17 protein-coding genes and 1 tRNA gene are annotated in these 15,344 nt (G+C 37.8%); 12 read left to right on the forward strand and 6 right to left on the reverse strand.

All coding sequences use genetic code 11. From position 1 onward, the window contains the following. Positions 1–4 precede the first annotated feature (4 nt). The 11 genes from BUB66_RS09095 to BUB66_RS12235 all read left to right on the forward strand — a co-directional run bounded on the left by BUB66_RS09095 (position 5) and on the right by BUB66_RS12235 (position 10,165). Positions 5–982: a M42 family metallopeptidase gene (locus BUB66_RS09095; RefSeq protein ID WP_073257771.1), complete on the forward strand. Its 978-nt coding sequence runs from the start codon at positions 5–7 to the stop codon at positions 980–982. Between the two features lie 518 nt (positions 983–1,500). Beyond that, positions 1,501–2,664, forward strand: a complete 1,164-nt coding sequence (locus BUB66_RS09105; protein WP_073257775.1) for a tetratricopeptide repeat protein — start codon at positions 1,501–1,503, stop codon at positions 2,662–2,664. A gap of 19 nt (positions 2,665–2,683) precedes the next feature. Next, a complete protein-coding gene (gene surE, locus BUB66_RS09110) occupies positions 2,684–3,451 on the forward strand; it encodes a 5'/3'-nucleotidase SurE (protein ID WP_073257778.1) in 768 nt (255 codons plus the stop codon). A 26-nt stretch (positions 3,452–3,477) separates the two neighbouring features. Continuing rightward, complete coding sequence (locus BUB66_RS09115) at positions 3,478–3,639, forward strand: YpmA family protein (protein ID WP_073257781.1); 162 nt, start codon at positions 3,478–3,480, stop codon at positions 3,637–3,639. 67 nt (positions 3,640–3,706) lie between these two features. Further along, on the forward strand, positions 3,707–4,804 hold the full coding sequence (locus BUB66_RS09120; RefSeq protein WP_073257784.1) for a hypothetical protein: 1,098 nt from the start codon (positions 3,707–3,709) through the stop codon (positions 4,802–4,804). Between the two features lie 116 nt (positions 4,805–4,920). Further along, positions 4,921–5,640 carry a hypothetical protein gene (locus BUB66_RS09125; RefSeq protein ID WP_073257786.1) on the forward strand — a complete coding sequence of 240 codons (720 nt, stop codon included), beginning with the start codon at positions 4,921–4,923 and terminating at the stop codon, positions 5,638–5,640. Between the two features lie 29 nt (positions 5,641–5,669). Then, complete coding sequence (locus BUB66_RS09130; RefSeq protein WP_073257787.1) at positions 5,670–6,869, forward strand: pyridoxal phosphate-dependent aminotransferase; 1,200 nt, start codon at positions 5,670–5,672, stop codon at positions 6,867–6,869. Positions 6,870–6,932: 63 nt separating this feature from the next. After that, positions 6,933–8,366 (forward strand): adenylosuccinate lyase, encoded by a 1,434-nt coding sequence (purB, locus tag BUB66_RS09135; RefSeq protein WP_073257789.1) that lies wholly within the window; start codon positions 6,933–6,935, stop codon positions 8,364–8,366. Between the two features lie 978 nt (positions 8,367–9,344). Beyond that, positions 9,345–9,587, forward strand: a complete 243-nt coding sequence (locus tag BUB66_RS09145; protein ID WP_073257793.1) for a hypothetical protein — start codon at positions 9,345–9,347, stop codon at positions 9,585–9,587. A gap of 143 nt (positions 9,588–9,730) precedes the next feature. Beyond that, positions 9,731–9,934, forward strand: a complete 204-nt coding sequence (locus BUB66_RS09150) for an FmdB family zinc ribbon protein (RefSeq protein WP_073257795.1) — start codon at positions 9,731–9,733, stop codon at positions 9,932–9,934. A 66-nt stretch (positions 9,935–10,000) separates the two neighbouring features. After that, entirely contained in the window at positions 10,001–10,165 is a 165-nt protein-coding gene (locus BUB66_RS12235; protein WP_187694919.1) for a hypothetical protein, read from the forward strand. 40 nt (positions 10,166–10,205) lie between these two features. Here BUB66_RS12235 and BUB66_RS09155 read toward each other — a convergent pair. Next, positions 10,206–10,281 (reverse strand) — tRNA-Trp (locus tag BUB66_RS09155). Positions 10,282–10,634: 353 nt separating this feature from the next. Between BUB66_RS09155 and lexA the strand changes: the two genes are divergently transcribed. After that, complete coding sequence (lexA, locus tag BUB66_RS09160) at positions 10,635–11,243, forward strand: transcriptional repressor LexA (protein WP_073257797.1); 609 nt, start codon at positions 10,635–10,637, stop codon at positions 11,241–11,243. Between the two features lies 1 nt (position 11,244). Here the strand turns inward: lexA and BUB66_RS09165 are convergent, their stop codons facing one another. From BUB66_RS09165 to hfq, 5 genes are all read right to left on the reverse strand, one after another. Further along, positions 11,245–12,537, reverse strand: coding sequence for a methionine gamma-lyase family protein (locus BUB66_RS09165; protein WP_073257799.1), 1,293 nt, complete (start codon positions 12,535–12,537; stop codon positions 11,245–11,247). A gap of 236 nt (positions 12,538–12,773) precedes the next feature. Continuing rightward, positions 12,774–13,367, reverse strand: a complete 594-nt coding sequence (locus tag BUB66_RS09170) for a hypothetical protein (protein WP_073257801.1) — start codon at positions 13,365–13,367, stop codon at positions 12,774–12,776. Next, on the reverse strand, positions 13,348–13,968 hold the full coding sequence (locus BUB66_RS09175; RefSeq protein ID WP_244269811.1) for a GTPase: 621 nt from the start codon (positions 13,966–13,968) through the stop codon (positions 13,348–13,350). The genes BUB66_RS09170 and BUB66_RS09175 overlap by 20 nt, the downstream gene beginning before the upstream one ends. 6 nt (positions 13,969–13,974) lie before the next feature. After that, positions 13,975–14,949, reverse strand: a complete 975-nt coding sequence (gene spoVK, locus BUB66_RS09180; protein WP_073257805.1) for a stage V sporulation protein K — start codon at positions 14,947–14,949, stop codon at positions 13,975–13,977. Positions 14,950–15,054: 105 nt separating this feature from the next. Then, complete coding sequence (gene hfq, locus BUB66_RS09185; protein ID WP_073257807.1) at positions 15,055–15,312, reverse strand: RNA chaperone Hfq; 258 nt, start codon at positions 15,310–15,312, stop codon at positions 15,055–15,057. Positions 15,313–15,344: the final 32 nt, after the last annotated feature.

Consider the following 15,344-nt stretch of genomic DNA (forward strand, 5'->3'; position numbering starts at 1 on the left):
ACTTATGAAAGAATTGGTGAAGAAACTAACGGAAACCTTTGGCCCATCCGGCGAAGAAAATAAAATTCGTGAGGTTATACTTGACGAAATAAAGGATTATGCTGATGAAGTCCGGGTAGATGTCCTCGGAAATATAATTGCGAGGAAAAAAGGTGCGGGAGAAAAACTGATGTTGGCCGCCCATATGGATGAGGTCGGCGTTATAGTCACAAACATCGACGATAAAGGGTTTCTGAGGTTTTCAAATATCGGAGGGATTTCGCCGTTTACCCTGATTGGTGAAAGAGTTGTTTTCGAAAATGGGACTGTAGGTGTTTTTGGAATGGAAAAAATGGACGATATTAAGGATTTGAAGTTCAACAAAATGTTCATCGATATCGGCGCAAGGACGAAAGAAGAAGCGCGAAAGAAGGTTCGCATTGGTGATAAGGCAGTATATTACAGAAATTGCGATATAATCGGTGATTACGTTACAGCTAAAGCTCTAGATGATCGAGCCGGCTGTGCCGTGCTTATAAAGGTCTTGCAGAACGTTAAGTTCTCAAGATTTGATACTTATTTTGTCTTTACAGTTCAAGAAGAGGTAGGTTTAAGAGGCGCGAAAACTTCGGCTTTCGGGATAGGACCGGATCTTGCTATAGCAGTAGATGTGACAAAGACCGGTGATACTCCCGAATCGGAAAAAATGGCAGTAGAGCTCGGAAAGGGGCCGGCAGTGAAGATAATGGACAGGTCGGTAATTTGCCATCCCAAAATAAAAGAAATGCTCATCGATAGCGCTGAAAAAAATAATATTCCTTATCAGCTAGAAGTACTAGAAATGGGCGGGACCGATACGGGCGCGATACATCTAACTAAAGACGGCGTGCCGTCCGGCTGCCTTTCTATCCCGACGCGATATATCCATACACCATCGGAGATGGCGTCAATTGATGACATGGAAAAAGCAATAGAGCTGCTGCTTTACGTTCTCGAGAAATAATCCGGGGGTTGCCCCCGAATTTTCTTTTTTAATTTTAAAAAATAAAAATCATGCACGATGCCCTTACGTCTCCCATAAACTTGTAATGATAAGGCAAAAGGAGGCGTAAGGAGTTTGCCATGACTGGATATTGTCCTTTTTTGAAGGAGTATAAGGTTTTACGGCTTATCGAAAATGAAAATAGGGTTATATTCAGGTGTGAACTGGGAAAGGTTTTGTTGAAACCGAAATATTTAAAAGAAAAATGGGCTTGCGGGGGCTGTTCGGTCCCTTATGTATTGGAAAGCAGTCCCTGCCGATATCTCAAACCCGGGAAGGATTTTTTGTTTCGAGGCTCGAGTCATACCTTTTTTATTTGCGAATTGCTGGAGATAAAACTCGAAAGCCCCGGTGAATTTTGTAAATTTTATTGTCGGCATTATATTCCTCTTTAAGAAGTCGGCAGGAAAATTAAAGAAAAAATAGAATAATATGTTATGATACCCATGTTATAATACCGAGGGAAGGGGGGCAGTTTAATGAACAGGAAAGAAGCGTTACTCCTGCTCTATAAGATAATAAAAAAGAGATTTCTATACTGGCCGAATATTTATCTTAGGTTTTTGTGTGAAGCAAATATATACGATACCGCTCTTGAATTTGTTCGTAAAAAACTCCTTCAAAATCCTGCATTGGATTTTCTGTGTTGGGGTGGAGTAATTAGTTACTTAAAAAAGGATTTTGGGGAAGCTCTAAATTTCTTTGAAAAAGCTATTTCTTTGGAAGAATTACCCGAAATACGGTACTTTATCGGGCAAACGTATTTAGATCTGTTGGAATTTGATAAAGCAGAAGAAAATTATATGTTATTACTTGGCGATCCAATCTTAAACATCAAAGCTGTGTATGGGCTTGCTTTGTGCAAATTTAACAAAAGTCAGTATAATGAGGCTTTTGAGCTTCTTGATGGAATATTACATAAAGCGGAAGGTAAGGATTATGTAAGGATTCAGAATAAAAAAGGGCTGTGTTTAATGGAAATGGGGCTTCTGGAAGAAGCAAAAAAGTGCTTTTTGGATTGTTTGGAAAAAATACCCGATGACTACAATGCAAAGCTCAATTTGGCTCTGGTGCTTACTAAAACCGGTGAATATGAAAAAGCGGTGGATTTATATAAATCGTCATTAATGTGTTTTCCGCACGACCTTACAGCTATAAATAATTTGGCTTTATGTCTTGCTGCATCGGGTAAATATGATGAAGCTCTTGGTTATTGTGAAAGGGGATTGTCTATAGATCCTATAAACGGGGATTTGCTGATTAACAAGGGGTATTGCTTATATAAGAAAAAAAATTACAAGAAGGCTATAGAATGTTTTAAGGAAGCTGAAAAATTTGTAAAGGACGACATTGAAGTAAAAAATAATATAGCTCTTTGCCTATTAGCCGTAAAGAAATATAAAGAAGCGCTTGAACTGTTGGATGAGGTTTTGCAAAAGAGAAAAAGTGATGATATCCTAATAAATAAAGCCTTTTGTTTGATGAAAATGGGTCTTTACGGTGATGCAGCCGAATGTTGCAAAGAGCTGGAAACAGAAATGGAGGATAAAGCCGAAATTTATACTTTGTTGGGAATATGTTTCGAGAAAATGGGAGAAAATGAGAAAGCTGTAGAATATTACAATAAGGCCTTAATTGCTTGATGAGTTAGGGGTGTAAAAAATGAATATTCTCATAACTAATGATGACGGCATTTACGCTGAAGGTCTTTTGATGTTAGCAAGGGAAATTTCAAAAATAGCCAAAGTTACAGTTGTGGCGCCGGATAGGGAAAGAAGCGCTACGGCTCATGCTATTACTCTGCACAAACCGCTGCGGGTAGAAAAGGCTGAACTTCGCAATTGTTCGGTGGAAAGCTGGATGGTTAACGGTACTCCTTCGGATTGCGTGAAGTTGGCCCTTGACGCGCTGATAAACGATGCACCCGACCTGGTGTTATCGGGAATAAACAGGGGACCAAATTTAGGGACTGACGTAATTTATTCTGGAACTGTATCGGCTGCCATTGAAGCGGCGATTTACGGAATTCCTGCTGTCGCTGTTTCGGTGGCAGCATACGAAAATGTGTCTTATGAATACCCGGCTCAGTTCGTAAGAAAGCTGTGCGAGGTTTTAAAAGAAAAACAGTTTCCGAAAGATACCTTGCTAAATGTCAATATTCCTCCTTTAGATGTGGAAGATATAGCGGGAGTATTAATAACACGTTTGGGAAGTAGAAAGTATAAAAATTGCTTTGACCGTCGGCAAGATCCAAGGGGAAAAACATACTTTTGGTTGACAGGAGAGGTAGTGGAAGATTTGGAAGATGAGACTTCCGACGTCTGGGCCATAAAAAACAATTATATTTCAATTACCCCTATTCATTTCGATTTGACTAATTATGAGGTAATTGATAGTATAAAAAAGTGGGAACTCAAGCCGTTATTATGAATCTTTTTTAAGAAAGGAAATTATAAATGGAATCAAAACTTGAACTTTTGGCGCAAAAGGAGTTTAATTATCACGATGACCTTTATCAGTTGGTGGATTTTTTGAATAAATCTCTTAAAAAGAAAGGATTCATATTCGGAATTTCTAAAAAAGGGGAAAAGGCTTTAATAACGATTTACGAGACATAGCTTTCACCAAATGGCCTCCTCCTTAATAAGCTAAATATAAAGAGCTTTTAAGGAGGAGGCTTTTTATATGAAAGAGGGATATATAAGACGATTTTTCCCCGGCGGAAATACTTCAAAAGGATATATTTCGTTTTTCGATAATGTGCTTCCGTGGGAAAATGCTAAAAAATTTTTTATAATGAAAGGAGGGCCGGGGGTCGGGAAATCTACTTTCATGCAAAAAATAGGGGAGCGGCTAGTCAGAGATGGAATTGACATAGAATTTCTGCATTGTTCGGCGGATAGCAATTCACTGGATGGAGTGATTTTACCGGAATATGGGATGGCTCTTATCGACGGCACGGCCCCGCACATAGTCGACCCAAAATATCCCGGGTGCGTGGAGGAAATTATAAATTTTGGTGATTCATGGGATGAAGAAGGTATAATAAAACATAAAAGTGATATAATTAAACTGCAGAAAGAAATCAGTAGGTGCTATAAAAAGGGATTTGATTATATAAAGACGGCAAAAGTTCTCTACGATGGAATACAGGAAATATATTTTTGGGCCACAGATGAAGGAAAGTTGAACAAAATAATAGAGGAAATAGTTGGCGATATATTCTACAATGTCACTCGGATTGGGAGGATACCTAGGCAAAGAAAAATGTTCGCGAGTGCTATAACGTCCGGTGGATTGATAAATTTTCTCGACAATAATTTTGGAAATATTGAAAAACGCTATATATTAAAAGGTGAAATTACGTGGGCAAAGGCCAAATTAATTGAGACAGTTTTAAATACAGCTTTGATAAAGGGTTTTGAGGTCGAGGCGTTTTACTGTCCTTTATCTCCGGAAAGAGTAGAACATATTATTATAAAAGATTTAAACGTGGGATTGATAAATTCTATAGAACCTCATCTTTTTAGCCGGATAAAGAGTAATGATAGATTAATTGATTTCGACAGTTTTTTAATTGAAAGCGAATTTGAAAAGCATAGAAGGGATGCGGAATTTTCTAGAGGGATTTGTAAAATGCTCATAGATAAAGCTGTTGCGTGTTTTACAGAGGCAAAAAAATTGCATGATGAATTAGAAAGCTTTTATATTTCAAATATGGATTTTTCTAAGGTTGATGGGAAGTTGGAATATGTTTACAAAATATTAGTGAATTTGTTGTAAAATCGTTATGGATTAAAAAGGGGGAGGAACTCCCCTATTTTTTTATTCGAAGCAGGAAAACTGTGAATTAATGAAGAATATGTAAATAATATATATTTTCCGGGAGGCACCAGGAAATGTCGATGCGCAAAATACTAATGCTATTATTGATATTTGTTCTATTATTGAGTTTAGTAGGATGTGGAGATCAATTTGGAAAATTGTCCCCTAAAGATGCTGTGATTAAGGCTAATGAAAAATTAAAAGAAGTTGAAGGGTACAGAATGAAAATAAATGCTCAAGTAACCATGAATGACATAAAACAACAGGTTGTTTTAATAGGAGAAGTAGCTAACCCTAATCAAGTTTACTTGAGTGGAAGTTTATCAGGGCTTAATATTGAAATTTACAAGAAAGAAAACAAAATCTTTATAAAAGATCCCATGAATAATAAGTGGATAGAAAGCGAAAATTTAGGTTTAGGAAATATGGATGGCATAATATCCACTCCAGAAAAAACGTTCAATGAATTGAATGATATGATTGTGGAGGCGGTATATCTTCCGGATGAACTAATAGAAGGAGTCAAGTGTAAAGTTATAGAATACGTCCCAGATAAGCAGAAATTAAAGGAGATATTTTTTGAAGATGAAAAAATAGATGAAATAAGTGACCTTGAAGCTAAATATAAAGTGTGGATAGGGGAAAAAGATTTTCTTATTCGCAAGTTGAGTATGGACCTTAAACTTAATTCATACGAAAATGAAGAGCAATCTATAAATATGGTAGTGCAGCTTTACGATTTCGGAAATAATGACATAAAGATAGAATATCCGAAAGATTTACCATTGCAATGAATATAATTAATTAGGGGAGGGTCTTAAAAATGGATCTTTCTAGAAAATCAAAGTGCATAAGTCCATCACCAACCCTAGCGGTTGATGCGAAGGCAAAACAGCTTAAAAGTGAAGGCCATGATGTTATAAGTTTTGGTGCAGGAGAACCTGACTTTGATACTCCCGATTTTATAAAATTTGCGGCGATTGAGGCAATTAATCAAGGGTTTACAAAATATACTCCCGTCGATGGTATACAGGAGCTTAAAAAGGCGATTTCTGAAGCGTTGAGGGAGGAAATAGGAGTTGATTACGAAGCCACCCAGGTTATTGTTTCTAACGGAGCGAAACACTGCCTTTTTAATGCCTTGTATTGCCTATGCGATGAGGGAGATGAGGTGTTAATACCATCGCCATACTGGGTAAGTTATCCGGAAATCGTGAAATTGTGCGGCGGAACACCGGTTTTTGTACCCACGTTCGAAAGCCAGGATTTTAAACTAAAAGCAGATAATATAAAACCACTCATCAATGAAAAGACGAAAGTTTTAATAATAAATAGTCCGAATAATCCAACGGGGAGTGTTTACACCCGCGAGGATTTGCTGGATATTGCCGAGTTAGCTTTAAAATACGATATATTTATCATTTCAGATGAAATTTACGACAAATTGGTTTACGATGGGGAAAGACATATAAGCATAGCTTCTCTAGGTAAAGAAATTTATAGTAATACTCTCGTGGTGAACGGTGTTTCTAAGGCTTATTCTATGACAGGCTGGAGAATCGGATACGCAGCAGGGCCAAAGGAACTCATTAAAGCCATGGCTGACTTTCAGAGCCATGCGACTTCTAACCCCAATTCGATAGCTCAAAAAGCGGCTTTGGAAGCTTTGAAAAACCCGGATAAAAAACAGGCTGTCAATAACATGGTAGAGGAATTTGCAAATAGGAGGAAGTACATGGTCGATAGGATAAACAATATAGATGGACTTTCTTGCCGTATGCCAAAGGGGGCATTTTATGTTATGATGAACGTTTCGAAAACCTTTGGAAAGTACATAGAAGGCAGAGTCATTAAAGATTCTACGACGTTTGCTGAGGCTTTGCTTGAAAAATACAAAGTAGCGGTCGTGCCTGGAATAGCTTTTGGAGCCGATGAATATGTAAGATTATCTTATGCTACATCTATGAAAAATATAAAAGAAGGGTTAGACCGTATTGAGCAATTTGTAATGGAGCTTTCATAAGCAGGGCTATTTTCCTGCTTTTTATTTTAATAATAAAGAAAAAAAAGGGGTTGAAGCGACGCTATGGAATCGAAACATTATTTTGAACATCCATTGACGAAAAGATATGCCAGTAAAGAAATGCTAATGAACTTTTCGCCTCACAAGAAATATATGACCTGGAGAAAACTGTGGATAGCTTTGGCGGAAGCAGAAAAAGAGCTAGGGCTTCCCATTACAGATGAACAGATTGAAGAGATGAAAGAACACGTAGACAAGATAAACTTCGAAGAAGCCGAAGAGTATGAAAAAGTCACAAGGCATGATGTTATGGCTCATATATGGGCTTTTGGAAAACAATGTCCAAAAGCTAAACCAATAATACACCTCGGGGCAACAAGTGCTTTTGTTGGCGATAATACAGATGTAATATTGATGAGGGATGGTCTTGCCATACTAAAGAAAAAATTGGTCAACATCATAGATAACTTGAAGAACTTTGCATTGCAATATAAGGATATGCCTACTTTAGGGTTTACTCATTTTCAACCGGCACAGCTCACCACTGTGGGCAAGAGGGCGTGCCTTTGGATTCAGGATCTTGTAATGGATCTATGGGATCTGGAACATGTAGAAGAGAATTTGAGATTAAGAGGTGTAAAGGGTACAACTGGAACGCAGGCTAGTTTCATGAAACTTTTTAACAATGATGAGGAAAAGGTAAAAAAACTTGATATAATGGTATCTAAAAAAATGGGTTTTGATAAAGTTTTTCCAGTTACAGGCCAGACATATCCGCGAAAACAAGATTCTCGAGTATTGAGGGTTCTGCAGTCAATAGCGGAAAGCGCTCATAAATTTGCGTGTGACATAAGATTGCTATCTAGCCTGAAAGAAATAGAGGAACCTTTTGAAGAAAACCAAATCGGTTCTTCGGCCATGGCATATAAAAGAAATCCCATGCGTTGTGAGCGCATGACCGCCTTGTGCCGCTATGTAATGATAAATGGACTGAATCCGTATTTTACAGCAGCCAATCAGTGGTTCGAAAGGACCCTTGACGATTCTGCCAACAGAAGACTGGTCATACCGGAGATGTTTTTGGCAACAGATGCAATTTTAAATATTTATATAAATGTGAGTCAGGGATTAGTAGTCAATTCTAAGGTGATAGAAAGGCACGTAATGGAGGAATTACCATTTATAGCCACTGAAAATATACTGATGGAAGCAGTAAAAAGAGGTGGAGATAGGCAGGAACTCCATGAGGCTTTGAGAAAACATTCCGTCGAAACTGCAGCAGAGGTGAAGGAGGGAAAACCTAATAATTTGATAGATAAAATTGTTGCTGATGCCAGGTTCAGGATGACCAAAGATGATATTGTAAAGATGGTGGATCCGTCAATCTTTGTTGGAAGAAGTTCAGGACAGGTAATCGAATTTGTCGAAGAGGTAGTAGACCCTATATTAAAAAAGTATGAGAAATCTTTGGGTATGAAAGTGGACCTTCAGGTATAAGATGATTTATATGGATTTTTATAAGAGGCCCCCTCGGTAATTGTGGAAAATAGTAGATTTGTTTTTCTTTGATAATAAAAAAATAATAGAGTAATTTCGGAAACAGTTAAAAATTCCCTGTAAAAAACTAACAAACCCAACAAAAAAACCGATAAAATACAACCCTTTACCAATTTAACTTATGGGATTCTAAATTCTAAGCTGCCAAAGCTTTACCCAAAACCTCAGCCCATATATCAAAATGTTCTTTTTTAGCCTTAGCAATCCAAGCATCAAGATGACAATTCATAGCAGCAAAATGAATAAACAAATACCAATTCTTGCGGCTTCTAACCCGAGAGCGCTCAATCTCATAATCATTCTTAATCCGTTTAAACGAGCGTTCCGAAGAAGACCGCATAGCATAGACCTTGCGCCAAGCCTTGGAATCCCTAGGAGTCTTAGTACAAATCCTCAAATCATCCTGAGGCTTAGTATAAACCGTAAACGTCAGACCTTAAAATACACACAGGATCATGTTTAACAGGTCGACCAATAGAGGAAAAACGCTGAGACAACAAATGAATAGCAGGGTCCAGATTCAAAAACCAGACCTTAGTCAAAGACCTGGAGAAAGACAAAAGCCTTTTTGAATCAACAGTCCATAGTAGAGGAACCTGCTTTTGTAAAAACTGTTTAAACTCAACATGAGAAGAACATTTAATAAGCATAAAAGAATCACCCTCATTTATTAGAAGTAATGGTAAAAAGTACCATCCACTTCAATTATGGGGGCGATCCGAAAAAATCAAGTATGATTTGAAGTAAATATTTGCGATAATTATGAGTATACAATACTTCGTGATATCTATAAATATCAGCTATTTTTGCAACAGAGACAAGTGGAGGTAAAAAAATAACAGCCCTCTTAAGAGGGTTTAATAATAAAGGAAACTGAGTTTCCGAAAATCTACCATAATAATATTGGGAGGGGTTTTTTTGCATACCTTGCCGGCAATTAAAGTCCAGTGCAAACCCGCGTATATCGAAGGTGTTGAAACATGTGAGGACGCTATGAAAACGCAAGAATGGAGCGGCGCGATGCTAGGAGTTAGGTGTCCGAAGTGTGATGAGTTGTTCTTTCTATTTTGCGCATACCAAAAAGACGACTTTGGAAATTTTAAAAAGATGTGGGGTTTTTGCACTAGCTGCGGGCACAGGTTTGAAGCTGTTGTTAATTAGTAGAAATTAAATAGTAATGATAATATACCCACCAACGCGATAAAAAGGTGGGTTTTCTTTTTTAGAAAATGATCTTATAATTTTAATTAAGGCTTTAAAGTAAAATTAAATAAAAAACCATATTAAGAAAAGGAGAATCCATTATGCCCACTTACGATTTCATCTGCGAAAATTGTGGTCATAAGTTCAGCGAGTTTGTTTCCTTGCGAGAAAAGGATAGCGTAAAATGTCCAGTATGTAATAGCAGAGCAAAACAACGATTTACTGGTTTTATGTACATGGGTAAGGGAGGTACCGAGTCAGGAGGTTGTAGCGGTTCGTGCGGAAGCTGCAGCGGATGCGGATAGGAAATAAAGCCACCTGCATGATTATGTATAACGTCTTGTGGAATAATAACTCTAGGAGGTGGATTTATGAAAGGTAATACCACAGGTTGGGTAGTAGCAGGTATAGGAGCAGTCGTTGCTGGAGTAGGAACGATGGTAGGGGGAACTTTAGGTGCAGGTATAACCGGTTTCGGACTTGCGCATATAGTATTGGGTGTGCTAGATATGTTCAGGCCAACAGTCCGCCAATAATTAATAAACCCTGCATTTTCTTTCTGCAGGGATAAAAGAATGGCAGGGGAGACAGGACTCGAACCTGCAACCGGCGGTTTTGGAGACCGCTACTCTGCCAATTGAGCTACTCCCCTGCGCATTTTTTATTATATAAGATTTTTTGGTTAATGTCAATTAAAACTAAGCTAAAAATAAAGTAAGGCTAAAAATAAAGTGTAAAATTATGCCTTCTCGCAGGCTATTCTTGGCATTTGGGCTTTTGGAAGCTGTAATATTTTGCCAAAACATTAATTATAAGTTTACATAATATACATTATCGGACGTTATGGTGCTCCTGAAATTAAATTTTTAGTGCTTTATCCTCCCTCGATGAGATCGTAAAGATCAAATATCTGCAGATTATTTTTCAAACAAATGTTTAAAATCACATTTAGTTATGATATAATTAACCTAAAAAATTATTCTTGTGTATGGAGTGGTAATTGCGATGTATGAAAATTTATCGCCGAGACAAAAACAGATATTGGATTTCATACGTGATTTTTTAAAAAAGAGAGGTTATCCCCCTTCGGTGCGCGAAATATGCGCTGCTACTAATCTGAAATCCACCGCTACTGTTCATTCCTACTTGGTTCAATTGGAAAAAAAGGGTTTTATAACGCGAGATCCTCAGAAACCCCGGGCCATTATTGTATCGGACAACAAATATTTATTCGACTCCAGTTTCGTGCCAGTACCACTTGTAGGCAGAGTCACTGCGGGACAACCCATCCTGGCGGAAGAAAACATTCAGGGCGTGTTCCCGCTTCCTAAGGATATGGTTCCCGAATCAGAAGTATTTATGTTGAAAATTCAAGGAAACAGCATGATAGAAGCTGGTATTTTTGATGGCGATTATGTGATTGTAAAGGTATCCAATACGGCGGAAAACGGCGATATAGTAGTAGCGCTGTTAGGAGACGAAGCTACCGTCAAGAGATTTTTTAAAGAAAGCGACCATATAAGGCTACAGCCGGAAAATCGATATATGGAGCCTATCATTGTAAAAGACGTTAAGATTTTAGGTAAGGTAATAGGCCTTTTTAGAAGGTTTTAAATCAATTAAATTGGCCTTTGTATATTCCTTCGTCTATCATGTTCTGAAGTGCCTTCATGGCCCCTAATTTTACATGAAAGAAATTAATACCGCCTTGAATATATACTACAAACGGTTCCATGATAGGTGCATCGGCGCTTAATTCTATCGACGCGCCTTGGATGAAGCTGCCGCCTGCCATTATTACCTGGTGTGCATAGCCCGGCATTTCCCATGGTTCAGGTACAATATGAGCATCTACAGGTCCTACTTTCTGCAGCCCCCTACAAAAAGATATCAAGGATTCCTTGTCGCCCATCTCTATTGCTGTAACAATGTCGCTGCGCTTTTCGTTGTAAGAGGGATATACCTTAAACCCTGCCCTTTCAAAAAATCTTGAAATGAAAATGGAGCCTTTTAAGGCTTCCCCAACTATCATGGGAGAGTAAAATAATCCTTGCAGGGCTAGGCGGTTGAAATTCAAGGATGGTCCACAATTTTTCCCCAGTCCGGGAGCGTACAGGCGGTAAGCACATTGTTCTATTAACTCTCGTTTCCCTACTACATAACCTCCCGTCGGGGCAATGCCTCCTCCCGGGTTTTTTATAAGAGAGCCGGCGCATAAATCGGCACCGACTTCCGTCGGTTCTTTAGTTTCCGTAAATTCTCCGTAGCAGTTGTCAACAAGGCACACAATATCTTCTTTGATTTCCTTTATGTATTCAATCAGCTCTTTTATACTTTCTATATCCAGGGTAGGTCTCATGCTATAACCTCTGGAACGCTGTATGAGTACCATCTTCGTCTTTTCACTAATTTTTTCTCTAATTTTCTCGAAATCGGGCTTGCCGTTTCTGAGTTCTACATGGGAGTACTTTATATTATATTCTCTGAGAGAACCTACATTTTTTCCTAAAATGGCATCTTTTAAAGTATCATATGGTTCGCCTGTGACACACAATAATTCGTCCTGGGGTTTTAAAACGCCGAAAAAGCAAAGAATGATAGCATGAGTGCCGGAAATTATCTGCGGTCTTACCAGTGCATCTTCGGCACGAAATACACTGCTGTAAACAGCTTCAATGGTTTCACGTCCTAAATCGTTATAACCATATCCCGTTGAATCATTAAGATGAAAATCGCTCAAGTCATTTTCTACCATAGCCGCGGTTACTTTAAGCTGATTGCATTCTACTATTTCGCTTACCTTTTCAAATTCTTTGCCGATTTCTTTCACTACAGATTCTGCCAATGTTATTATTTCATCATTTATGGAAAATCTCGTTTTTATAATTTCCCGTGTGATACTGTGCATGTTATCCCTTCTTCTGCTTTTTATTTAAGATTTTATCATATCAAATTTCTCGTTTCAACGTTCTCCGGCACAGAGGACATTCTGAATTATTCAACATCTCTTTTTGTAAATGTAGGAAACTTTTTGAAAGCCCCTCCTCAATTCCTTCTTTTTTCCCCATTCGTCTGCCTGTTGCGTACCCAGCCAGAAATATGAAAAGCATTACAATGATGTAAGGTATAAACTCTCTAAGGATTTTATGACACCTCCTCAGAATTTGACAATAAATATATTATGTAAACAATAAATATGGCTGAAAAGCCTACGGAAATAGTTTTAACAGCGTCTAAATACAAAGCGGATAAAAAGCATATAATGGAAAAAACAAGGCATTCTACTTTTCCCAGCACTTTTACGTAATTTTTGCCGCAGGCTATCTCCTTTTTGTAGTCATAAAGGTCGTCCCATAATTGAACGGACCACATTATAAACAAAGACGAAAGCATTTCGCTAAAACCTAGAATTAAAATTCCTAAGATAAGCATTATTAACGACTCTTGATAGCCGTATAAACCTGAAGGCATTTTTGTGCCATAATCTGCGGTCATGCCTACAATATAGCTGGAAAAAAATAAACTTATTGAAGATCTCGGTTCGAGAAAACATGCCAGAGAAAAAATAAAGATAGCATACGGTAAAATTCCCGCTCCGAGGACATTTGAGAAATTTTGTCTTTCCAGCACGGTATCATATTCCAGGTCGATAAAATCATCCATCAGTTTTATAACGAAACCTGTTAGAAAAACTGCAAACAATTTTCTAACTAAAGGGCTAGAGGTTATATGCCACAAAAGTTTTCACCTCTTTGAACCCTCTTTTGTTAATAGCGGATATAGGAATGACGATGTTTCCATGAAATTTTTCTTTGATAATTTTTAATCCTTCCTCAGCGTCCGGCAAATCCATTTTATTAACGAGGATGACGTAGCCTCTTTTTGAACGAGCAAGTTTGGATATTTGGTAATCCACTTCACTTGGTGAACTTAAAGAATCTTTCTTTATTACCGCTGCCCCGTCCATTATATGGATTATGATTTGAGAATTAAGGATTTCAGAGATGGTTTGAGATATGGATTTACGGACATTCTGGTCTTCATGAATACCATCTATTAAACCAGTAGTATCTATTATTTGTATTTTTTTTTTACCTTTCCCCACCGGTATTTCCAATGTAACAGATTGAAGAGCTAGGGTTTTATGGGGATTACTGTCTACCAGCTCATGAAATGCCGTTTTGCAGGAATATTTTTTTTTGAATTTTGTTCCATCAGGAAGTGCAAAATCGAATTCAAAAATTCTGACTCCAAGATATTCTGCGAAATTTATAAGGAAAGCTGTTTTTCCAACGTTCGGCTTGCCTACTATTAAGCATTTTTTCAAATAAACGGCCACCCCCTCTTAAATTTCATCGATTTCTGCTATGTCTTCGCTTTTTATATATATCAGGTCTTCGCGGGATATTTGTTTCTGACTTATTAACCTCAATGCCTGTCGCCTTATTGCTTTTTCGATGAGATTTCTTACCAGCCTCGCATTTCCCATTTTATCGTAGTGCAAATTTTTTTGGCTTTCTTTGAGAATACGTTCAAGTTTATAAAGAGCTTCCGGAGTCAATTTATACTGTCTTTTTTCAACCATTAACTTTGCTATTTCCATCAATTCTTCCGTGGTATAATCGCTAAATTCTATTTGAATGGGGAATCTGGATCTCAATCCCGGATTTGTTCTCAAAAACCATTCCATTTCATCCTTATATCCCGCCAGTATTACAACGAGATTGTCTTTGTAGTCTTCCATTGCTTTAACTAGCGTATCTATGGCCTCTTTGCCAAAATCCTTTTCTCCCCCTCTAGCAAGAGAATATGCTTCGTCAATGAATAATATGCCACCTAGAGCACGTCTTACTTGTTCCCTCGTCTTCTGAGCGGTATGCCCGATATACTCTCCAACTAAGTCGGCCCTTTCTACTTCGACCAAATGCCCTTTTTGTAGCACTTCCATTTGTTTGAATATTTTGCCTAAAAGCCTCGCTACTGTTGTTTTTCCGGTGCCCGGATTGCCTTTGAAAATCATGTGAAGGACAAGAGGTTCAGAGAACAGTTGTTCTTTTTGTCTCCTTTTTTGAATTTCCACGTAAGCTTGTATTTCTCTAACTAATTGCTTTACTTTCGTAAGTCCAATCAAACTGTCAAGTTCTTTTAATACGTCTTCTATTTTTTCTTCTCCGTTAGGTTTTAGCGGAGATGTTTCCTTTTTTTCATCCATTTCTTTAAATAATATAAAAGCTTCTACCGGCGTAATTGCTCCCTTGGCAATCATATCTATAATCTGGTCAGGATTTTCGACTTTACATTTCAAATTTAAATTGGCCATTTATTTACACCTCCGCCAAAGACAAAACTATACACCAATTTATTATATGCGCTTAAATATTTTCGAGTCACAAATAAAAAACTCCCAAGACTTCTTGGGAGTTTTTTATTGGGTTTCTTCAGTTTTCTTTTCAGCAGAAGGACCTGTAAAACTCACAGGCTTTTGAGGAGCTATTGTAGATACAGCGTGCTTGTAAATCAGCAGCTGCTTTCCATCAGAATCAAGTACCACGGTAAAATTGTCAAATCCGCGCACATAACCTTTCATTTGAAATCCATTGATAAGATAAATAGTTACAGGAGTATTTTCCTTCCTGATTTGATTTAAAAATCCATCTTGAATGTTGATTTGAGTTTTGGTCATTCTTTGTCCCCCTTCTATTTTATGTATATAAA

It is taken from the genome of Caldanaerovirga acetigignens (assembly GCF_900142995.1).
GTDB classification, from domain to species: Bacteria; Bacillota; Thermosediminibacteria; order Thermosediminibacterales; family Thermosediminibacteraceae; genus Fervidicola; species Fervidicola acetigignens.